This window comes from Micromonospora sp. NPDC023966 (assembly GCF_040639095.1).
Taxonomy (GTDB): Bacteria; Actinomycetota; Actinomycetes; order Mycobacteriales; family Micromonosporaceae; genus Micromonospora.
The window spans coordinates 23173-43841 of sequence record NZ_JBEZZJ010000001.1 but is presented as its reverse complement, the minus strand read 5'-3'; the positions used below and the strand labels follow the sequence as shown (position 1 = coordinate 43841).

Sequence of the window (20669 nt, the reverse complement as noted above, 5' to 3'; positions counted from 1 at the left end):
CAGCGCTCAGCTTAGAGCCGGGCTGAGGATGCCATCCGCAACCCGTCGGCTGGCGTGTAGCGCATGCCGGACCATCGTCGCGGCCGATGACACCTTCAGGTGCTGGACAGGCCAGTTGGGCGGAGCTGGCAGGCGGACGTAGTTGAAGGGCATGACTCGAGTCGATGCCGGGGTATCAATAATTGCCATCCTTGGTGCCGCAGGCCGGTTGCTGGTTCGGCGCGGTGCGTCGCTCCCAGGCGCGCCCTCAGAGAGGACTGGACTTACGTCCGCCGAGTGGCTCTGGCCGGAGTTCTTGCACGGCTGTTGCAGCGGATTCTAGGGCTTGGGTCAGTTGGCGTAGCTGTGCTGCCAGGTCAGCGATTTCGTCCGGAGTTCCGGGTGCCGCCACTTCATCAAGCAGAGCCGCGAGGTATTGCTGGTGGAGGAGGTGTACTTGGTCACCGGAGAGTCCCCATGTCCGGGCTACTTCGATGAGGGATGCCACCTCGGCGTGGCTGAGGACATGGTCGGCAAGGGCACGGTCGAGCACGTCGAGGTAGGCGTCGGCACGGGAGTCGCCGATGGTCGCGGCCTGTACGCGGGCGGCTACACCGGCGAGACCGATGCGGGGGTTGGGCTTGCGCGTAGCGTTGCCGACGGCAGCCGATGGACGCGCCAGGGTGGCGGCGTACCCGGTCGGCGCTGTCCAAGCGAGCGGGAGTTCGAGGGGATGGCAGTCGAGTTCGGCCAGGTCGGTGACGCCAGCTTGGCGGGCGCGCTCCAGGTACTTCTTGAGTAGCTGTGCGGTGGCCATTGCGTCGCCGAGCGCGGAGTGCGCTGCTTGTAGGGGGATGCCTTCGGCAAGACAGGAGTCTGCGAGTCGGCGGGTTGAACCGCGGCCGAACCGGTGGGACATGCTGAGGGTGCAGAGTGCGGGCCATGCCGGGGCGGGGTAGCCGAGGTGGTGGTACTCGGCGTCGAGGAAGCTGAGGTCGTAGCGTGCGTTGTGTGCAACGACGATGGCGCCGCGCAACAGGTTGGCGAGTTCGCCGGCGATGTCTTTGAAGCGCGGAGCGGGGGCGAGGTCGGCGGCGGTGAGGCCGTGTACGCGGGTGGGTCCTGGGTCTCGGTCGGGCTTGATGAGGGTGGTCCATTGGTGTTCGATCTGCCCTGCGGGAGACAGGCGTACTACCGCGACTTCGATGATCCGGTCGCCTCGGTGTGGGGCGAAGCCGGTGGTTTCCAGGTCGACGACCGCGAAGGGGGTCTGCCCGAGCTGAGCCAACGGCCGTATAAAAGGCTGCGTGGCTGATCGGCCAGGTGTGGGGCGGGGTGTGGGCGGTGTGTAGCTGCGGTCGTGGTTCACGGTCCCGCTAGCGAGCACAGAGGCTTGACCCGGGGCAGGCATTGCGGCCATCGACTGCAATGTTTGCCAGGTTTCTGGTACGTCGAGGGCCCGTGCTGCGTAGGCGACGGTGAGCAGCTCGTCTGTGAGGTACTGGTCGTATTTGTCTGCCGCCTTGGTCGGCACCGTCGCGGCGAGTACCAGGGGGTCGGGTGGTGTCTCATCGGCGAGGCGCTGGATGGTTTCCCAGAGCCCGACGGGGTCGGTGCCGCGGATGGTCAGTGCGACGCCGTCGTGGCCCACCTCTAGTCCTTCTCGCGTGAGGGTTATGGCGAGGGTGTTCATGATTCTGTCCCCTCGCCAGGGGAACAGGAGGGTGTCGTTGCCCCAGCCGAGGATCGCGTGGCCGTTCAGTGCGTACCTGTTGAAGGCTGCACGCCCTTCTTTGAGGAGGGCTTGGGCCTGGCGGTCGAGGTAGCGTGGCATCTCGGTCGTCGTGTAGATCGTGCGCATGCGTTGTCGGACGGCGTCGGCGACTTCGCCGCCATTTCCTGAGAAGCTCGGGGGGCGGCCACCACCGGATCTGACCAGGTCGATTACTTTCTGCCTCGTGTCGATCGCGACGATCTTCCAGCGTCGGCCGCTGAAGATCAGGAGCATTCCAGGGGTGATCGGGTTGTCGACCGGCAGCGATCCGATGGTGCGGCCGTCCGCGACGAGGCGGAACTCTTCTGGGCTTGTGAAGGCGGTGTAGAAGCTGTAGTGGTTGACGAGGCGGTCGCCGACGCCGCCGGGCAGCAGAAGTCCTTGCGAGTCTTGGGTGAGCAGGTCCTGCTTGCCCATGCAGCGCAGGAGAGCGATGAAGGTGCTCTTGTCGACGCGCGCGAACGGGCCGTGTCCGGACAATGCGTCGTAGAGCTGCTGAGAGTGTGCGCCGCCGCGTTGGGCGATGACCGACAGGATCTGTTGGGTGAGGGTCGACAGGTGCATGCTCGCGGTGTCCGGTGGCTCGTACCACTTGGCGAGCAGCAGGTCGACCATTGCGACGCTTTGGACGAGCTGGCTGCGCAGCGTGTCGGCGGGGGGTGTGCGGTCGGTGAGTTCGGGTTCCGAGACGTACATCCGCAGCACGGCGGGCTGGTCGGCTCGGCGTCCGGAGCGGCCGAGCCGCTGCCGCATTCCAGCGACGCTGGCTGGCGCTCCGATCTGGGCTACGGAGTCCACGGAGCCGATGTCGATTCCCATTTCCAGGGTTGACGTGCAGATCGCGGTGACCGGCGTGGTGCGGTCTTTGAGTCGTGCTTCGACGTGCTCGCGGATCTCCTTTGAGAGGTTGCCGTGGTGCGGGAGGAACTCGCTGGGGACGTTGTTGTTCTTGCAGCGCCGGTCGAGCATGTCGCTGTAGAGCTCGACGGCGCTGCGGGAGTTGGCGAAGACGAGGTTGTCGCTTCCCCGCAGGGTACGGAAGAGGTGGTCGGCGATCCCGGCCTTGTCCCACGATTCTTCCTCATCGTCCGACTCAGAGGTGGCGGTGCCGGATGGAGGTGCGGCGGGCGCCTTACCGGGGGGAGACGGAGCGGCGGCGACGTATCCCCGAAGCTGCAGCCGCATCTCTCGAGCGTCATCGTCGGACGCGATCACGGTGACGGCGTCGCCGCGGCCCGGGCGGAGGAACTCTGCCGCTGCGGTGAAGTCGCCGAGGGTGGCCGACAGGGCGATACGCGGGATTCTGCGCCGCAGGACGAGGTCCACCCGATGGAGCAGTGATTGCAGTTGGGCGCCGCGTTCGGTGCCGATGAACGCGTGCAGCTCGTCGATGACGACGTGGCTGATGTCGCCGAGGATGCGAGCGACCTTGTCGCCGTGGTTGACGAACAGTGACTCCAGCGATTCGGGCGTGATCAGCAGAATTCCGTCCGGCTCGCGTAGAACGCGCGACTTGCGCGATCCCGCCACGTCGCCATGCCACCGGTGGACCGGAACGTCGAGCCGTTCGCACAGGTGAGCGAGCCGCTCATACTGGTCGTTGATCAGAGCCTTGAGTGGCCCGACGTAGAGCGCGCAGACTCCGGCAACGTCGTCGCTTGCGTCCCGCCGAGCTGCGATGGCTGAGCAGATTGGCAACCAGGCTGCTTCCGTCTTCCCGCTGGCGGTCGCGGCAGCGATTATGACGTCGGTGTCACCCGCGAAGATCGGCCGAGCGGCGCGTTCCTGCGCGTCCCGCAGATGGTCCCAGCCCTGATCGTGGATCCACCGCTGCACTTTCGGGTGCAGTAGGTGGTATGCCGACGACGGGACGGCAGCGGGTGACGGCTCGACTGTTGCCGTCGGCTGCCGCTCGGGGTCAGAGGCGGAAGGAAGCAAGTTCGTCGTCATCCGGAGGCAGTCGGTCGGCGGTCACCATTACGGCCGGCGTGTGGGAGAAGCCGTGGCCTCCGGTGGAGGCGGCCAGTTCTTGGTGTTGTTCATCACCGGGCCGGCCAGCTGGGTCGCTGGCATCGTCGAGTGGTTCGAGGTTCGGGTCCGTCTCGGCGGCGATGTGGATCGCGCCGATGAGGGACCGCCAGTCTTGTCCGGGGTTCTGTTCGAGGATCGCGAGCAGGTCGAGGAAGCCCTTGATGGTGTTACGCGGTGTGCGGAAGTAGGCGTCCCCGATGCGGGACGCGCAGTGGTTCATGTAGGCGTGCAAGGCTTCGTCTGGCAGGAGGTAGGCCGTCGGGTCACCGGCGGCGTAGGCGTGGCGAAGCTTGGCCAGCAGGACGTAGAAGTCCTCAGGTGACAGGTTCGCCAGGCGCAGAACAGGGCCGGAGTAGTCGACGAGCTCGGCGGTGGCGTAGGTGTTCTCGGCCAGGCGGGACTGCAGGGCGGCGTAGGAGTAGAGGCCGCGGCGGGTGTCGAGCAGGAAATCGGGTGTTCCGCCGAAGAGGAACCCGAGGCCCGACGCCGTTCCTTGCAGGCTGTCGTTCAGGATGCGCAGGATCTGCTCGTAGTTGGCGTTGCGGGCCTGGGAGTTTGCCAGCTTGTACAGGTTGACCATCTCGTCGAGGCAGACGAGCAGGCCGTCGTAGCCGGCCAGGCGGACGAACCGGGACATCAACTTGAGGTGGTCGTAGAAGGACGCGTCGTCGACGATGGTGCGCACGCCGAGGGCGTTGCGGGCGTCGGTGCGGGTGGAGAACTCGCCGCGCAGCCACCTGACGGCGTCGATCTTGAGTTGCTCGTTGCCGGTGTCGTGGCCCTGCCAGTACTTCGCGATGACGTCGGCGAAGTCGTAGCCGCCCGTCAACTCGCTGAGCGCGCCGAGGCGAACGCGGATGACCACCTGGGGGTTCTGGCCGGTGTCGCGTGCCTCGGTCAGCGCCTGGGTCACGAACCGTTCGACGACGCTGGCCAGCGCGCCGCCGTCGGGCTTGGCGCGGGTGGCCATGTTGCGCATCAGTTCGGCGTACAGGCTGCGTGCTTGCCCGCCGGTGGCATGCAGCCGGCGGTCGGGGGACAGGTCCGCGTGGACGGTGACCAGACGCTTCTCCAGCGCGATGGAGCGGATCAGGTGCAGGAAGAACGTCTTGCCCGAGCCGTACTCACCGATGACGAAACGGCTGCCGGCCCCGCCGTCGGCGATGCGGGTGATGTCGGCGACAAGAGCCTGCACCTCCGCAGCCCTACCCACCTGGACGTGCTGTTGCCCGGCGCGCGGCACCACTCCCGCGCGTAGCGACTGGATGATCGCGTCGCGCTCGCGGGGCCTGATACGGGTGCCCTGGCCGGTGGGAGTAGTAACGCTCATCGCAGTAGCTCCTGAAGCGCGTAGTCATTGATCACAACGTCGTCGTCGCCCTCGGCGACAGGTTCCCCCGCAGCGTCCATGGCGACCTCGTTGAGCAGGTCCAACGCTCCAGCCGGCATCACGCCGTGCCGCTCGGCGAGGTCCTCGTACGCCGCGCGGGTCCACGTCGGGTGAGCGGCCAGGGACCGCAGGAGTTCGCTGTGCACGGCGTCCAAGCCGGGAATGAGGGCCTGGGTAGTGGGCTCAGCTTTCGGTTCGTCGTGGCGGGCAGCCGGCATTGCGGCCGGCTGGGGCGCAGGGCCTTCCTCGTCGGTGAAGATGGTCGACAGCAGCGCCGAGACGGCCGCTGTCTCTGCCAACTTCGCGGCGATCACGTCTTCGTCGAGGACGACACCGGAAGCCGGTGGCGACACTCGTTGACCGTTGCCCTGGGTAGATGCTCGGTGAGCTGCCGGTGGTGCAGTCGGCAGCGTGTACCCCGCTGGCGCAGGCCCTGCGGGGCGCACGACGACGGGTCCTGCGGCTGGGGGTGGAGTCGCCACGAGAGCGGCAGGGCCGGTGACCTGTTGGTGGAGGCGGCCGTAGATGAGGTTCGGATCAAGGCCGAGGAGCTTGTAGATCTTCGTGAGGCTCGTGACCTCCTCCGGTGAGATGACTCCGTCGGCGGCCGCTACCGTGATCAAAAAGTCGCCGATGGTCTCACGTTGATCGGCCCGGAGCAGATCGAGGCGTTTCTTCAGCCCGGTCAGCTTGACGCCGGTGACGGCCAGCCACCGTTGGTGCGCCTGCAGGCGGGCTCTCTCGGGGGCTGTCAAATGCAGCGCGGCTTGGAGGTGTGCTGTCAGGTGATGCTGTTCGTGGTCGCTGACGGTGCCGTCCGAAGCGCTGACCGCGACCGCGAGGTGCAGCAGGGTGGCTGCGGCGGTGTAGGCGGGTGTTGCGGTATGCGGGGCGTCGGCGGTGGTGCGGAACAGGACGGCAGGACCGGCAGGCAGTGGTGATCCGCCGAGTCGGACGTCCGGCTCCACACCGACGCCGAGACGCCCGAGGAGTTGGGCGAGGGAAACCGCCTCAGCCTTGGTCATCTTCCCAGTCTGAGCGGTTGGCCAAAAGGCGATGAGTTCCGCCGCGTCGACCAGCACGTCGGTCTCATTTGCCAGGCGAGCGTCGCACCAGGCGCGCAGGGCGCCGACCTGCCCTGCCTGCTGGTCGAGCAGTTCGGGAGGCAGCAGGGCGGCTGCGGCGAGGGATCCCCGGCCATCCGGGTCGCGGCCAAGCCTTCGGCTGTAGGCATCCAGGTCATCGGTGACGGACTCGACGAGTTCGGTCAGCTTGCGCGCCGGCCCAGCGAGCTCGACGACGTCAGGCAGATCGAGCCGCGCGCTGGCGCTGGCGATACCCCCACTGGCCGCCCGGTAGATCACCTCGATTCGTGCCTTACCTGGCCTGACACGGAAGCCGTCCTTGAACCGCTCCGCGTACCGCCTCACGAACAGACGATCGAACTCCTCAGGACAACGGGTCTGGGGCGTGCGTGGATAAAGCGACGGCAGATACCACGCCCAGGCACGGGCCCACCCAGCTGGTACGGGAGTGCCGCTGGCGGCGAATTCACCCAACGCGAGCCGTAGCTGCATCGGGATGGGCCACCGGTCAGGCGCAAGCTCCGGTGGTCGTCCTTCGCTGCCGTCGGACTCAGCCGCGCCGATCAACTCGAGAACCTGGAGAAAACTGCTGGCGTAGGAGCGGAACGAGTTGTTGGCACCGTAGATCTTGAGGAGTCGACGGACCTCGGCGGCGATCGCCGGTATCTCCCGCCGCAGCGCCCGGTCGTTCGAAATGTCGACCAGAACGCGTCGCTCAAGGCCATAGAAGAAGAGGAAGACGTAACCAATGGGCGCTGCGCCGTAGCGGCGGCCATCGGCCAGCCACGTCAGATAGGCGGCCCTACTGCTCGCAGGGAGCGTGCCGTACGACGGCCAGTAGTCCAGCCCGATCCCGTCCCAGTCGGGCCGATTCCTGTCGATCCGAAGCGTCGGGTCGATGAGCGCAGGCTCGGTCCGGCCATTGGGAGCAGTCAAATGCCTACCGACATAGATCAGACCTCCCGGGATCGGGTACCCGGCGACGGTCGTCGGCTGCCCGGCTGGAATCCAGATGGTCGGCTGGCTCGCGGCCGGGACCTGCGGAGCTACCTGTCTGAGTGTCGTCGATTGGGGCCGCGCGGGCGCAGGCTGACCCGCTACCACACCACCGGCCGGGCCTGGTTCCTGATGTTGCGGCGCGCTACCTCGGAACCTGTCGAAGAAACCCACAACCCCTACTCCCCCATGACCAGGGACGCTTGTCGCCATGCCAGTCAGGTGTCCACCGCCCTGCTCCTGGACCCGCCAAACCTCACGCCTGTCCGCCATGTCTCGGGTGCGAGCGGATGGAGCGGACCAAAGCCTAGGTTGTGACCCATCGTGGCGAGGACCGTACTTTCGGTCGGAAAGCGACACTGATGGATCAGGGATCGTTGTGCTGATGTCCGCCGGGGGGCAGTCGCCCAGACACCGCAAGGCTGACCGTCGCCCGGCCGATGACGGATGGGTGGTCGAGGGTCGGAAGGGGTGGACATCCCGAGGAGGATGAGCGCCGGGTGACCAGGACGGCCAACACGACGAGGAGGCACGGCCACCAGCGGTCCGGCTGGTCAGGTTCAAGCAGGCATCCGAACCAGCTCGCTTTGGACGGGACTTCAGCGCTCGAGTCGACACGCTGAGCGCCAGGCAGCCCCGGCCTCCCTCCTACGAAGGCATGCCCTGAACCATGGTCGTTGTCACAGATGGGTGAGTCGGTGGTCGAGGGCGGTGTGGCGGGCGGCCGGGCGCCGACGGTATGGACGGCGGCGGCGAGGGCGTGGCGGGGCTGCTCGGGGCACGTGGAGCAGGTCAGTGCAGCGGGGTGCGGTCATCGCAGCCACCCCAGGAACCGGCGATGGAGTAGACCAGCGGGAGCCCAGCCCATGTCCTGGCTCGCAGCGACCATGCAGGAGCCCATGTACAGGGCGAGCGAGATGGGAGCGCCTTCGAACTCGGCTCGCAGCTCGTGGCGTCGCGTGCGGCAGGGCCATGGGGCACCGCACCCGGCGCAGGTCCAGATCGGCAGAACGGGTCCGTGCGTGGTCATCACGCCTCACCGGACCAATGCCCGCGTCTGAGCGGTATGCGGTGTCTCGACCGGCAGGCCGGCCCACCGCCGCAGTGGCGGACTAGCCGGACCTTTCTCCGCAACCACATTGGCCGACGTCTACGTTCTAGGCTCAGTGGGTAGGGAACGACCTGCTCAGCCGAAATCGCCTCTGATTGTCGCCGGCGGGTTTTCCGGAAGAAGGTCACGTCGCGCTCCTCCTCCTCCTCCTCCTCCTCCTGCTGCTGCTGCTGATGCGCTTCCGGCTCCTGGCAGCGCTTCTTGGGGCCGCCCTTGGGCTGGCCGTTCGCGTGCGGATGTCGACCGGCGCGGATCTGCCCCGACGGCTATGGACGTAGATTTCCCGGTTGGCGCATTCCGATCTGCTTGGCCGACTCTGTGCCTAGCGGCCGGCTGCATTCCAGGCAGTCCAGGGATGCTCCGCAGGTGCGACACCATTGGAGCGAGCGCTTGAACGTGAGCAGCCCGGCGAGGAATCCGAGCACAAGCGCTGCGCTGATGGCCGCGATCGAGGTCAGGTTCATGGTGTGCCTTTCAGGACGCCGGGCGTCGGCATCGTCGATTCGGTCGATGTTGGGCGGGCGTAGCTGTGCCACCCGCAGACGGTGGGCGAGGCGGTGCGGTGATATCGACGGATGTCAGGTACGCCGCAGTGCCGGCGGCGGCGCCTCTGCTGGGCAGAATCCGGTCGGCAGGGCGTAGGTGGACAGCGGGTCACCGATGATGCGCAGCATCAGGCGGTTGCCGGTGAACCCGGTTCTGCCGTGGAGCCAGCGGTCGTTGAGCAGGATGTAGCCGTGACCCTCACGCAGGTCAACTGGAATCGTCTGCTGCTGGACAAGCGCGCGAATCCGGTCGATAGATGGCAGGAGCATCGGCGAGAATCGCGCAAGCTCGTCGAGGCGAAGCCGGACGACTATCTGGCCCTCGGTCGTCTGCTGGAAGACCGCGCCGAGGTGGCCGGAGCCTCCGCCGAAGTACGCGGATCGGGGCGTGGACAGCGCCGCGAGCATGGCGGGTTCGGTGCGGGCGATCCCGTCGTAGAGTTCGCGTCCGTCCACCAGATGACTGCGTCCACCGGTCTGCGCCGGTCGAAGGCACGCCAGCATCAGGACGCGCGGTGGCCGGCATACGGCCGATCCTTCGGTGTGGGGCCAGAGCTCGCGATCGGTGAAGCCCGCGAGGCTGGTTTCTCCGTCTTTGGACGCTGGCCGCCGGGCGATGACCGTGACCCCGTCGGAGTCGCTGTCGCGGTGCGTGCGAATTTTGATCAGCGACCGGGCCGCGCAGAGCAGTTCCTCTCGCCCGATTCCACCCTGGAAGATCGTGATGCCGTGCGTGGTGAGGCCATTCAGGATGCGAGCCGTGCTGTCCGGGTCGCGTAGGTCTACGTGGGGCAGGTCGTTAAAGTCGCGCATCTGGTCACCTCCGGCGGATCGCGTTGCCGGCGTTCACCATGGCTGCGCCTACCGAATGCATCAAGTGACGGATTGTCAACGCCGCGCCGCCCGATGTTGAGCCAAGACCGTGCTACGTTCCGGACGGTCCAGATCCATGCACCAGTTAGAGGGAAGCCGGTCGATGAGCTACCAGCCGCACCTGTTCCCTGTCTCGGTTAAGGGCGTCGTGGTCCGCGACGGCCGCGTGCTGTTGCTGCGCAACGAGCGCGACGAGTGGGAGCTGCCGGGCGGGAAGCTGGAACTCGGTGAGGAACCCGCGGAGTGCGTAACCCGGGAGATCGCCGAGGAGGTCGGCTGGGCGGTGACCTCTGGCCCGCTGCTGGACGCTTGGCAGTACCACATCCGCGACGACGTCGATGTCCTGATCATCACGTACGGCTGCCACGTCGGCACCGACGCTAATCCGGTCGTCAGCCACGAGCACAAGGAAGTCGGCCTGTTCACCGAGGCTGAGGCCGCGGCGCTGCGCATGCCCGACGGGTACAAGAGGTCCATCGCGACCTGGTACGCCAAGCTCAGTACCCGGATCATGTAGGCGACCGACGATGCAGTGCGGCGGTTGCGGGGCGAAGGTCGGCCGCCGGAGCACGTCGCCGCTGTGCCCGGCTTGCCATGCCATCGCCGGTGCCGCCCTGCCAGTCCCTGTCCGGCGCCGTGGCGACGCGGCCTTGTGGTTGTGGACCAGTGACACCGCACGCGCGGCGTTGGCCAGCGGCGATCTCGCGGTCATCATGCGCGCCTACCGGGTCGCGACTGGTGTAAGCCAGCGACGTCTAGCGGAGTTGCTCGGCTACGACGCGACCTACATCTCGATGATCGAAACGGGGCGGCGGGAGATCAGCGATGTCGCGGCCCGGCTACGTATCGCCCGCCACCTCGGCCTGCCAGCGCACACGCTCGGGGTAAGCGACCCCGACGACGCCGACTTCACCGCCATGCTCCAGTTCGGCGAGTCGACCATCCGCCTCGCCGCGATCGCACGACAGTCCGGACACGGCGCCGACGCCGTCAACGAGCTCTGGCCGCTGGTCAGCCGCCTAGAGAGCCGCGTCGCCGACGGGCACGTCGAGCGGGAGGTGATGCTCCTGCTTGCCCGCGCCCGCGCCGAGCTCGGCGTCTCACTCGGCTACGTCTTGCCCGAGGAACGACTCGTCAGCGCCGCCCGATGGACCGGCCGGGCGCTGTGGCTGGCCGAACACCTCGACGACCAGGACCTGCTCGCCTTCATCCTCCGAGTACACGGCAACGAGCTGCGCAAGGTCGAACGGCACACCGCCGCCGTTGCCCGACTTCAACGCGCAGTGGAACTTGCGCCTGATCCCGACCGAGGTGCGGGCCTGGTACAGCTCGCCCGAGCCACCGGCGAACTCGGCGACCCCGCCCTGTTCGACCACACCATCACCAGCGCCTGGCGACTGGTCGACGCCAAACCCGGCACAGGACTCACCAGCCTCCACGCCCTCCACGAAGTGCACCTGCGCGGGCTGGTCCACACACACCGACCCGACCTGGCCACCGACCTACTCGATCGCCACCGCATATCCACCGCCGCCATACCACCCCAATGGCAGGCGATCCTCCACGTCACCACCGGCGAAGTCCTCCTGGCCCGCGCCGACACACCCCAAGCCGAAACGGCGTTCCAGGCTGCCATCACCATCGCCGAGGAACACCGCCTACCACACCAGATCCAACGCGCCTTCCGGGCCTGCACATCGCATCTCCCCGCTGTCGGAGAGCTCGCGTGCCAGGCGCTGGAAAGGCTCCGCATCCCCGAGCCGGCCGGCAGCCAGGCCCCATAATCCGCACTATGTGACCCGCCGTGCCTCACCGACGCCAGCAACCGGCGGGGGAGTACTGCGGTCCTGCTCCCGCCACCGGCCGGCGGTGTCGGCGCGTAGCAGGCGGTCAACCATCTGCAGGGCCTCCGGCTCCGAGTCAAACTCCCACCGCAGCACCTTGCCCGTCTCGGTGTCGCCGGCGCGGGCCATCACCGTCCAGCGCGTCTCCCGGACGAGCCACAAGTCGCGCCGGGTCAGCCGCCCCCAGATCCCGTTCCACCACCGCTGTACCACCTCCTGCACGAGCTAATCGTACATACGTTCGATGGGTGCGGCAGCGAACAGATTGAAGGCCACTCGCAGCGGTCCTCGGCGCCCCGGCCATACGCTTCACAGCAGTCCGGGCGGTGTCGATATACCCGAAAATCACGCCCGCTGCGGCGGCCGTGTTCCGGCGTAATCTCGTACAGGCAGGCCTGCCACACGACGATCTCCCCACCGCCGGGCACCACTTGGCCGTCAGCTGGCCCGCCGCGCAGCAGCACGTCCACCCTCCGACCGTACGTAATCCGTGAGGACCCGGCCCGGCGTACGAGGCTCTGCTGTCGGAGCCGGTTGTCGAAATCTGCTAGCACCCCTGTGACCACCCGGTTCGCGGCGCAACGAGCAGGCACTGCCCCGACTCAGCCGGGCGCCCGGAAGGTGGTGGCAGCTGTCCTGATCAGTCCGCCAGTTCAGCAGAGGTGCCCCGTGCAGGGGTGAGGGGCCTCCTTTTCGCTGCATGGTCCCGCGCGCCAGCCCGGCCGCAACGCGCGCTGATGCCATTCGTTGTCGCTGATCTGCACCCGCGGCAGCCCATGTCTCTTCGACGATGACGTGAGGGGGCGGAAGATGAGCGGCGCTTGCGGCCGGCGTGGTGGGGACTGGAGGTGATGCCAGCCCGCCCACGGGGGAGCGCCGGGCAGGAGCCGGTGCTGCGCCGGCCGGTCGCGCCGATGCTCGCGGCGCCGGTGGACGTGGTGCCCGAGGGCCCCGGCCTGGTACATGAGCCGAAGTGGGACGGGTGGCGGGCGGTCGCCTTCCGTGAGGCGGATGGGGTGTACCTACAGTCGCGGGCCGGCCGGAACTTGAGCACCTACTTCCCGGACATCACGCGAGCGATCCGGGCGGCCATCCCACCAGGCGTGGTGCTCGACGGTGAACTGATCGTCTGGGAGCGAGGCCGCACCAACTTCGCCCAGCTGCAGCGGCGCGTCACCGCCGGCCGCGCCCTCCTGCGCCTGGCACGCGACTGCCCCGCCCACTACGTGCTGTTCGACCTGCTCGCCGACGCCGACGGCAGGGTGATCCTTGATCTGCCTCTGTCGCAGCGGCGGGCCCGGCTGGAGCGGCTGCTCGCCGACTCTCCGGCGCAGCTCACCCTGACCCCGCAGACGGCCGACATGACGCTGGTGTCGGACTGGCTGCTGCACTGGACCGTCGCGGCGGGCATCGAGGGTGTGGTCAGCAAGCGGCTGGGCGGCCGGTACGAGCCCGGACGGCGTGGCTGGTCGAAGTTCCGCACCCGGATCGTCACGGAGGCCATCGTCGGCGGGGTCACCGGCAACATCAGCAGTCCGGAAACCGTGCTGCTCGGCCGGTTCGACCGGCGGGGACGACTGCGCTACACGGGCCGCTCCCACCCGCTGACCGCCGCTCAGGCCGGCGAACTGGCGCCGCTGCTCTCACCGCCGCGGCTGCCGCGCCCCGGCGCGACCGCTCATCCGTGGCCGCAGCCGCTGCCCGCATCCTGGTCCGGCCAGCTGGACCGACCCGAGCCCCTGCCGTACGCGCAGGTGGACCCAACGGTGGTGGCGGAGATCGACGCCGACGTGGCGTTCGAGCACCAGCGGTGGCGCCACCGGGTGCGCTACGCGCGGGCCCGGCCGGACATGTCGGTCTACGACGTGCCGCTACTGCTCGGCGACGGCGAAGACCCATTCGGGATAGCGGCCGGCTGACAAGCGTAGACCGCCGACGATATCGCCCCGGCGCAGTGGCCGTCTACTGGGGTGCCTGCGCGGGTGAGCCTTGCAACGATGAGATCCTGGTGCCGGTCGAGCCCGACGGTGTCATCCTGCGGGCCGGAGACGACGACCGCGGATTGCGGCTGGAGAGCGACGCCGAGCGGGGCCAGTTCGTCGCCCATCTCCGGCGTCGGTCCTGGCCAACTCCGCACGCCTACTACGCCACCGCCAGCCGCTGCCCCATGTCCTGAGTCGGCCAGGCAAACCGCGTGCACAGCCGCTTAGGTCGAACTTGACCTCTCCGTACGGGCAACGTACGTCCAGGACGACGGGGGGTGTCGGCGCGGCCACAAACCGGCCGTGACCAGAGCGGACGTCATTGTCGGCACCGCGGACGCGGCACCGGCGCCAGCCTTTGACAGTGCCGTTTAGCGGGTCTTCTTCGTCGCCCGCTTGCGAGGCGGCGTCAACAAGTCGGCGATCGCCGAGATCGCGGACGGTACGAGGCGGTAGTACGCCCAGACGCCCCGCTTGTCGCGCTCGAGCAGGCCGGCCTCGGTGAGGATCCGAAGGTGATGACTCACGGTCGGCTGGGACAGACCAAGCGGCGCGATGAGGTCACTCACGGACGCCTCGCCCTCCGGAGCGGACTGGATGAGACTGAGCAGTCGCAGCCGGGCCGGGTCGGCGAATGCCTTCAGCACTCCCGCGAGCCGCTCGGCATCGGCACGCTTGATCGGCTCGCCAGCAAGCGGCGAGATGGCAGGCGTAGCAGTTTTCGCAGTTCCCACGTCTGCCATCGTTCCACGCCGGTGGAACCAGGACCGGGTCACGGTCGGTTTGCGGGTAGGGAGCCTTGTTGATCCGTCCCGGTCGTGTCCGCCGCCGGACGGGCGGGTGTCTGAATCGGCCCAGTGTGTAGGGATCTTGGGCCGCTCCGGATGATGATCGGCGGACGGAGGGAGGTGCCGGCGTGCCCGATCGTGTGACGTGGTGGTCGTCGGGGGCGGGCAGGGGGCCTGGCGGCGGCTACTACCTGCGCCGCGCTGGTCTGGATGACGTCATCCTCGACGCCCAGTCGCAGCCGGGTGGCGCGTGGCGGCATGGCTGGGACTCGTTGCGGTTGTTCTCCCCGGCGGAGTACAGCCCGCTGCCGGACCATGAGCATCCCCCCATTTCAAGATGGCGTCACCGCCCACGGTTGCCCCGGCGCTGGCGACGCACGCGGTGCTGCCGGCCCGGCAAGCCGTAGCGGTCACCCTGAGCGTTCGCATGACGAGCGCGGTCAGAGGCTGGCAGCCCGCCAGGGAGGGGACCCATCCCGGCCTCACAGCGCGACCAGCGTGCAGAATGGCCGGCGTTACATCAACGATCCTCGCTTTATGGCTCCGCGGTTGCGAGTCGCTGGCTTTTGAGGAATCAGCGAGTCGGGCCCAAGCGCGCCGAGCCCATTTGTGGTTTTCGTCTTGAAACGCGGCAGAGTAAGGGCTCGGCTAATTTGAGCGGAAGTCACTATCGGTTGCCGGTGAGCACCTCGTAGATCCCTGCCATTCGAAACTGCCTCTCTAGAAAAGTGCTGACTTGCCGCACCACCAGTGAGGTGCCCAGCCCTCGGGCGGCGCGCTGGGCGGCGAGGAGGGCCGCCAGGCCCGTGGAGTCTATGAATGTGACCTGCAGCATGTCGACTACCAGTCGGGGTGGGCGGCGCTGCGTGACCTCGTTCACTAGCGCGGCCTTGAGGTCTTCCGAAGCCGCGATATCGATATCGCCGCGCACGTGAATCGTGGAGGTGCCGTCCGCCGCAAGGGATGTACTGATCGTGAAGTTACCCACCGGTCGCGTGTTCTTTCATGCGAATTCCACATCCAATCTTGCGGTGTGCTCGGAACCATAACGCCCAGCCGCGGAAACAGCACCTTCTTGTGCCCGATGCTGATCTGCCCGCGTTGGGCCCTTTATCGGGATCGCTGCGCCGATGGGCAGCTGGCTCACACGGGCAGTTCGGTCCGTCGGCCTCGATCCCTACGCAGCCGGTGGTCCCAGCCGCTGCCAGTCGAACGGACGAACCCCCTGCCGCTCGTCGAGCGAAGAGGTCCGCCTGCCTAGGTCGGACCCCCCGCTACTGCCCGGGGCGGATCGGACAGAACACTGCAGTCGTTGGCCGCGGCCGCGAGTAGAGCGCCTGCGGTGTCGAGCCGGCCGACCGCGCGGTGGGTGGCGGCGAGGCTTTTCCACTGGAGCGGATCAACGGTCAGCACCGCCGCGGCCGGATGGTTGACCAGGAGATCGAGCCGGTCGGTATCGATGACTGATCGGGCTGCCTCGGCCAGGCACACCACGGGTAGCCCGAAAAGGGATTCCTCGCTGGCGACCTTGGCGATCGCCTGGCCTACCGCGGTCGAGCCCTCGGTGAACGCGAGGATGGCGGAGGTGTCGAGGATGAGCCGGATCGGGAAGTCGTTCAGGGCAGGCGTGGGCGGGCGCGAGGCTGGGGTGGATGAGCGGTCACGGCGCCGGCGCTGTCCTGGAGCGCGCCACATCGGGTAGGTGGGACTGCCGTCGGGGAGAGTGAATGGTTCGAGGGGGACGTAGCCGTGCCGTGCGTACAGGTCCCGGTCGGCGAGGGTGGTCACCTCCGTGTAGGTGGGCATCGGTGTCTGGCCCATCCGCGCGTTGCTGGTGGCGAGCAGGGTGCGGGCGCGCCTGACGCGGTGCGGCTTCGGCGCGACGGTGAAGAACGCCAGGTGGTGGTGCGGGCCGTCGGGTCGGTGTCTGCGCAGAACGTCGTCGAGGTGCAGGAAATGGTCCAGGTACTCGCCGCAGGCGGCAGCGAGCCGCTCGCCGTACCCGGCCGGTGGTGAGATGGGACCGTAGCGGTGCAGCCACACGGCGGCGGCGGAACGATCGTGCAGGAGATGGGCCTCGCCGAACAGCATCGCGTATTCGGTCCAGACGCGGACGACGGCGCTGAGGATGTCCCGCCGGCGGTGTTCGTCGGGTACGAGCCAAGCGCCGATCGTGCTGTCGGCGAAGGGGCCGACGACAAGATCTACGATCTGCGGGATGTCGTGCCAGTGGGCGCGACAGACGGGCAGGTTGTTGGTCACGCGGTTCTCCGGGTAGAAGATGCGGCTGGTCAGCGATGGCGGTGTCGCCGGGCTGTGCAGAGTTCTGGGATGGCATACGCACGGCAGCAGATGCGGCTTCTTCCTCCCCTTGCGAGCCGATCAGTCGGGGCGCCGTATTGATCACAGGTCAGGCGGACAGCGGGCCGATGCTCTGGGCCGCTGGCCGGGATGGCGGGGCCATCCCGGCCAGATCGGGTGGTTCAGCGCAGCGCCCACCGGGTCGACGGGTTGTTGTGTGGGAGGACCAGCGGACGCCGCACGGGTGAGCGAACGTTGCGGCTGGACCGTCCCTTCCACGGCGGCGACAACCGCCACATCGAGTGCCCGATGGTGTGATCGCCGAGCGGAACGGCGTCCCGCTGGGTGTACGCGTGCCGTCGGAACAGCTCTTGGTCGTCGTCGGTGAAGACCTCCGCGTAGGTGGGCAGGCCGAGGGTGTCCATCCACTGCTGCGCTCCGGCGAGGGCCGCCGCGGCGTGGCCCGACTCCGCCGGGCCCGGCGCGGCGAGCAGGGCCAGGTGGTTGTGTGCCTCGGTGGGACGCCGCGCGGCGAGGGCCTGGTCGAACTGCAGGAAACGATCCAGGTGCGCACCGCATGCTTCGGTGAGCCGGTCGGCGTGTCGGGCTGGGGGCGGGATGGGCCGGTAGCGATGGAACCAGACGGTCGCGGCGGTGCCGTTGGGTAGCAGGAACGCATCGCCGAAGAGCAGCGCGTGTTCTATCCAGATCCGAGCCACCGCGGTGAGGATGGTCGGCCGGCGTCGCTCGTCGGGGACGAGCCAGGCGCCGAGGCCGGTGGGAGCGAGGGTTTCGGTGACAAGATCGGCGATCCGGCCGATGTCGCACCAGCGAGCCCGGACGACGGGCTGGGTCACGTTCATGGGTAACTCCTGGCCACCATTGTGATGGGGTACGATGCCGGCGTCGTCGCGGGGCCACCGCGGGCCGGCCCGGGCCACCAAGGGCCGTCAGGCATACGGGTACGCAGAGGCCGCCGGTGCCGCGCGGACGGCACGCAACGGCCCGCCGGTCAGGCGGGCCGGGTGTCCGGGCGGGGCGAGCGGGACGGGTGAGCGTCGCCACCGGTCGGGTGGCAGAGTCGCTCGGCCAGGCTGGGTGGCGTCCATACCGACGCGGGGGTGTCGGCCGGGCCCCCGTGGACAGCACCGGACGCGCCGGACCCACTGGTGCCGGGGGCGGGCGCAGAGTCGGCATCCGGCCAGGGCAGGCGCGGCGCGTCCGGCCGAGCGAGGCGCGGCAGGGACGACAACTGCGTGGTGCGGTGCCAGTCCGGTGGGGTGCTGGTGGAGTCGAATCCCACGGCGGGCTTGTCAGGCGCGGCGACGACCGGTCCGGTGGCAGGCTCGGTGGCAGGCCCGCTGCCGCCCGGGCCAGCGTCAGGTACGGGGCCGCCGGCCGGGCTATTCGGCGGCGTCGTGGCCGGCGGTGTGGCGGCTGGCGGGTCCAGAAGGTCCGTCACCGGGTCGAGGGTCTCGAGCACAGGATCCAGCGGCTCGAGCACCGGCTGCAGCCCTCGCCAGATGGGCGAGAGGACCGGGGCGAGCGGCCGGGTCACCGGACGGAGGGCGTCAGCCACCGGCATGAGCACGTCGGACTGCACGGGGCCCGTGACCGGGCGCAGCGCGTCGGCGACCGGGGTGAGCACGCCCGTTCGGACCGGCTCGGTCACCGGACGCAGGCCACCACCGACTGGTGTCAGCATCCTCCCGCCACCCAGCCCGGCCGAGCGGGATGAGCCGGCGGCGGGCTTCGGCGTGCCGACCCGTGCGGGTGGCTCCGCGTGGTGAGCGGACGGTAGGGACGCCCGGCCCGGTCGGCTTGCTGCCTGGTCGGGGGTCGGGCGGCTCGGTGCCATCCGGGTCGGTGGTGGCACCGCTCGGGAGCCTGGTTCCATCGGCGGGGCGGCTGGCGACGCGGAGTCGCTGGTGGGCACCCGCGGTGCCGGCGTGGGTGCCGCCGCCTCGAGAACTGGGCGGAGCACGTCGGTGAGCAGGTCGACGGCGGCGTCGATCGGCGCGGCCGGCGGACGGTCGGCGGCGTAGGCGGTCGCGGTGGCGGCGGCCTCGTGCGCGCCCCACGTCACAACGACCCCGCCGAGCAGGAGCCCGAGGCGCAGCGCGACCCGCGTCCACCGCCTGCCCCGTCGACTCATCCCGGCATCCCTCCGACCCTCGGCCATCGCCGATGATCAATCATTCGTACTCTACCGAACGCAGTGGCCCGATCACAGCATGCCGCTGATCGGAATCGGGCGCGCCGCGCCCTAGCGGCAGGCGCGGGCGCTTCCAACCGGGCTGCCACCGGCATGCATCGACGACCTGGCGCACGAACTGTTCGAATGCCCCTGATGAGATCGGGAACGCGGAGGAGCCTGGCGACGGTGCCATTGCCCGACGGTGGGGGGCTGCCCCCGGAGCGGGCCGCCGACTGTCGGGAAAGTCGCTCGTGTTCACACTCGGCTGATCTCCGCCGGCGCCAGACTTCCTGCGGCTGACATCGGCCGTCACGTCGTACCGGCGGTGTGGTTCCGTCGGGCATGAGGCCGCGCACCCCGCCCTTCCATTACTGAAGCCCTGTCGCTGGCGTCACCCCTCCATGAGGGCGAGATGTGTCCAATGGCTGGACGGGGTCCCGTGACCTCCGACAGCGCCGGCGGGTTGCACTCTGCGGCGGGCCTGCACGGGATATCGGGTGGCCTACCCAATTTCTGCGGGCCCGCCGTCCCGCACGGTTGGCGAGAGACCGAACCATTCCGCCGCCCCTCGACCGTCCCGCTGGTGTCACATCGACTCAATGCGGCAGCCCGTGAGCGCTCGTGACTCCGTTCACGCCCACATGGGTGACGTGGCCGCGCGGCCGCGTACCGGACGCGGTGACGAACCGGGCGAGCGCGATGTCAGCCGTCTGTTGCAGGTCTGCGCGGCTGACCCCGGCGGCCGCGTGTACCGCTTGGCCCTCGGTGACCACCATGACGAAGCAGGCGAGCGCGGCGGTCGCCCGCAACCTTCATCGGTGTTCTGGTGACCTGGGACCTCGTCGGCCACCTACCCCTCCCCCTGGGTGCCGCCGGCCACAAAGGATCCACGGTCATCGTCGGCCTCAACTGCCTCGGACTCCTGCGCCAATCCGCCTGACGGCGAACGACGTAGGGGCTCGGGGACCCCAATGCCGACTCAACCCTCCGTCGCCGCACTCGCAACCGTCCCACCCCGCTGCAGCGCCGTACGACGAGCCCCCAACCGCCTGATCGTCCCTGCTCGATGACGTGGCTAACCGCCGGCCCCCCGCCGTCTCATCCAGCCCAGCCCCCGCTGCGATTGGCAAGGGCAGGGGCAACCGCGTGAGCGGACGGGCCGCGCCTGAGATGATTGCGACGCCCGCGGCCGGTTATGAAGACGCGTGTGCAGGGCCACCGGTGCAGAGACCGACAAGGAGGGCCTCCAATGCAGTCGCATCACGTGAAGGCGCTGCTCATGTGTGCGAGCACGGGAACCCTCGTGAAGTACTGCCTACCAATCTCGGAGGTAGTACCGACCGGTTTTCGCTGCCAGCCGACTGAGCCGGGAAGAGGTGACGGCGGGTTACCAGCACTGTGCCCATCCTGCCGCCTGTTGGCTCTCGATCCGCAGCGGTTGCAGGCTCGCGTCGCGCGGGAGGTGTCAGCGGGTTGGGCCAAGCACGACCGGGTCGGAGCGGTGGTGGTCGGCTGCTAACGGCGTGATGGCGAGCGGCCGATGCTTGAGCAGACGCGCGAGGCATGTCCCTGATCCCAAGTCGGATCATCCAGCCGCACGGCCCGGCCGCCCTCGCAGTGGTCACGATCCTGGTCACGCCGCCGCATAGGCCTTTGCGTGCCGAGATCGACAGTGAGCAGGACGAGAAGAGCCCATATGCCTACCGGTGATCTGGAGAGCTTCACCGTCGGGCCTGGCAGTAGGACGCGTGACATAGGTGTGGCAACGCCGCG

At 68.5% G+C, this 20669-nt stretch carries 16 protein-coding genes and 1 pseudogene; 4 read left to right on the top strand and 13 right to left on the bottom strand.

Annotated elements, in window-relative coordinates; translation table 11 throughout:
• Positions 1-247 precede the first annotated feature (247 nt).
• The 5 genes from AB0F68_RS00190 to AB0F68_RS00170 form a co-directional block, all read right to left on the bottom strand.
• Positions 248-3703 carry a DEAD/DEAH box helicase gene (locus tag AB0F68_RS00190; RefSeq protein WP_357331525.1) on the bottom strand — a complete coding sequence of 1152 codons (3456 nt, stop codon included), beginning with the start codon at positions 3701-3703 and terminating at the stop codon, positions 248-250.
• The gene (locus tag AB0F68_RS00185; RefSeq protein WP_357331523.1) at positions 3672-5114 is read right to left on the bottom strand and encodes an ATP-binding protein; all 1443 of its coding nucleotides are present in this window, start codon (positions 5112-5114) and stop codon (positions 3672-3674) included. The genes AB0F68_RS00190 and AB0F68_RS00185 overlap by 32 nt, the downstream gene beginning before the upstream one ends.
• Positions 5111-7429 (bottom strand): TerB N-terminal domain-containing protein, encoded by a 2319-nt coding sequence (locus AB0F68_RS00180; RefSeq protein ID WP_357331521.1) that lies wholly within the window; start codon positions 7427-7429, stop codon positions 5111-5113. Before AB0F68_RS00180 ends, AB0F68_RS00185 begins: the two co-directional genes overlap by 4 nt.
• A gap of 1203 nt (positions 7430-8632) precedes the next feature.
• Entirely contained in the window at positions 8633-8902 is a 270-nt protein-coding gene (locus AB0F68_RS00175; protein ID WP_357331519.1) for a hypothetical protein, read from the bottom strand.
• A gap of 42 nt (positions 8903-8944) precedes the next feature.
• On the bottom strand, positions 8945-9724 hold the full coding sequence (locus AB0F68_RS00170) for a TauD/TfdA family dioxygenase (protein WP_357331517.1): 780 nt from the start codon (positions 9722-9724) through the stop codon (positions 8945-8947).
• 136 nt (positions 9725-9860) lie between these two features.
• Here AB0F68_RS00170 and AB0F68_RS00165 point away from each other — a divergent pair, with 136 nt between their 5' ends.
• Both AB0F68_RS00165 and AB0F68_RS00160 read left to right on the top strand, forming a co-directional pair.
• The gene (locus AB0F68_RS00165) at positions 9861-10301 is read left to right on the top strand and encodes an NUDIX domain-containing protein (protein ID WP_357331515.1); all 441 of its coding nucleotides are present in this window, start codon (positions 9861-9863) and stop codon (positions 10299-10301) included.
• A gap of 10 nt (positions 10302-10311) precedes the next feature.
• On the top strand, positions 10312-11568 hold the full coding sequence (locus AB0F68_RS00160; protein WP_357331513.1) for a helix-turn-helix domain-containing protein: 1257 nt from the start codon (positions 10312-10314) through the stop codon (positions 11566-11568).
• A gap of 6 nt (positions 11569-11574) precedes the next feature.
• Here AB0F68_RS00160 and AB0F68_RS00155 read toward each other — a convergent pair whose 3' ends face one another.
• Together AB0F68_RS00155 and AB0F68_RS00150 are read right to left on the bottom strand one after the other, a co-directional pair.
• Positions 11575-11850, bottom strand: coding sequence for a hypothetical protein (locus tag AB0F68_RS00155; protein ID WP_357331511.1), 276 nt, complete (start codon positions 11848-11850; stop codon positions 11575-11577).
• 53 nt (positions 11851-11903) lie between these two features.
• A pseudogene (locus AB0F68_RS00150) lies at positions 11904-12098 on the bottom strand (hypothetical protein); the annotation flags it as partial.
• Positions 12099-12479: 381 nt separating this feature from the next.
• Between AB0F68_RS00150 and AB0F68_RS00145 the strand changes: the two are divergent.
• On the top strand, positions 12480-13547 hold the full coding sequence (locus tag AB0F68_RS00145) for an ATP-dependent DNA ligase (RefSeq protein ID WP_357331509.1): 1068 nt from the start codon (positions 12480-12482) through the stop codon (positions 13545-13547).
• 89 nt (positions 13548-13636) lie between these two features.
• Positions 13637-13804 carry a hypothetical protein gene (locus tag AB0F68_RS00140; RefSeq protein WP_357331507.1) on the top strand — a complete coding sequence of 56 codons (168 nt, stop codon included), beginning with the start codon at positions 13637-13639 and terminating at the stop codon, positions 13802-13804.
• Between the two features lie 177 nt (positions 13805-13981).
• On the opposite strand, the gene AB0F68_RS00135 is transcribed toward AB0F68_RS00140, so the two are convergent.
• The 6 genes from AB0F68_RS00135 to AB0F68_RS00110 form a co-directional block, all read right to left on the bottom strand.
• Positions 13982-14353, bottom strand: a complete 372-nt coding sequence (locus AB0F68_RS00135; RefSeq protein WP_357331505.1) for a metalloregulator ArsR/SmtB family transcription factor — start codon at positions 14351-14353, stop codon at positions 13982-13984.
• A 712-nt stretch (positions 14354-15065) separates the two neighbouring features.
• Positions 15066-15386: an STAS domain-containing protein gene (locus tag AB0F68_RS00130; RefSeq protein ID WP_357331503.1), complete on the bottom strand. Its 321-nt coding sequence runs from the start codon at positions 15384-15386 to the stop codon at positions 15066-15068.
• A 269-nt stretch (positions 15387-15655) separates the two neighbouring features.
• The gene (locus tag AB0F68_RS00125; protein WP_357331501.1) at positions 15656-16660 is read right to left on the bottom strand and encodes a hypothetical protein; all 1005 of its coding nucleotides are present in this window, start codon (positions 16658-16660) and stop codon (positions 15656-15658) included.
• 221 nt (positions 16661-16881) lie between these two features.
• Entirely contained in the window at positions 16882-17562 is a 681-nt protein-coding gene (locus AB0F68_RS00120) for a hypothetical protein (RefSeq protein WP_357331499.1), read from the bottom strand.
• Between the two features lie 149 nt (positions 17563-17711).
• Positions 17712-18854 carry a hypothetical protein gene (locus AB0F68_RS00115; RefSeq protein ID WP_357331497.1) on the bottom strand — a complete coding sequence of 381 codons (1143 nt, stop codon included), beginning with the start codon at positions 18852-18854 and terminating at the stop codon, positions 17712-17714.
• Between the two features lie 638 nt (positions 18855-19492).
• Complete coding sequence (locus AB0F68_RS00110) at positions 19493-19672, bottom strand: hypothetical protein (protein ID WP_357331495.1); 180 nt, start codon at positions 19670-19672, stop codon at positions 19493-19495.
• Positions 19673-20669: the final 997 nt, after the last annotated feature.

What these genes read in the sequence shown, in the direction of transcription:
- AB0F68_RS00145 (WP_357331509.1), top strand. Translation starts at nt 12,480, where the DNA reads ATGCCAGCCCGCCCACGGGGGAGCGCCGGGCAGGAGCCGGTGCTGCGC.
- AB0F68_RS00170 (WP_357331517.1), bottom strand. Translation starts at nt 9,724, where the DNA reads ATGCGCGACTTTAACGACCTGCCCCACGTAGACCTACGCGACCCGGAC.
- AB0F68_RS00115 (WP_357331497.1), bottom strand. Translation starts at nt 18,854, where the DNA reads ATGAGTCGACGGGGCAGGCGGTGGACGCGGGTCGCGCTGCGCCTCGGG.
- AB0F68_RS00160 (WP_357331513.1), top strand. Translation starts at nt 10,312, where the DNA reads ATGCAGTGCGGCGGTTGCGGGGCGAAGGTCGGCCGCCGGAGCACGTCG.
- AB0F68_RS00185 (WP_357331523.1), bottom strand. Translation starts at nt 5,114, where the DNA reads ATGAGCGTTACTACTCCCACCGGCCAGGGCACCCGTATCAGGCCCCGC.
- AB0F68_RS00135 (WP_357331505.1), bottom strand. Translation starts at nt 14,353, where the DNA reads ATGGCAGACGTGGGAACTGCGAAAACTGCTACGCCTGCCATCTCGCCG.
- AB0F68_RS00190 (WP_357331525.1), bottom strand. Translation starts at nt 3,703, where the DNA reads ATGACGACGAACTTGCTTCCTTCCGCCTCTGACCCCGAGCGGCAGCCG.
- AB0F68_RS00120 (WP_357331499.1), bottom strand. Translation starts at nt 17,562, where the DNA reads ATGAACGTGACCCAGCCCGTCGTCCGGGCTCGCTGGTGCGACATCGGC.
- AB0F68_RS00110 (WP_357331495.1), bottom strand. Translation starts at nt 19,672, where the DNA reads ATGGTGGTCACCGAGGGCCAAGCGGTACACGCGGCCGCCGGGGTCAGC.
- AB0F68_RS00165 (WP_357331515.1), top strand. Translation starts at nt 9,861, where the DNA reads ATGCACCAGTTAGAGGGAAGCCGGTCGATGAGCTACCAGCCGCACCTG.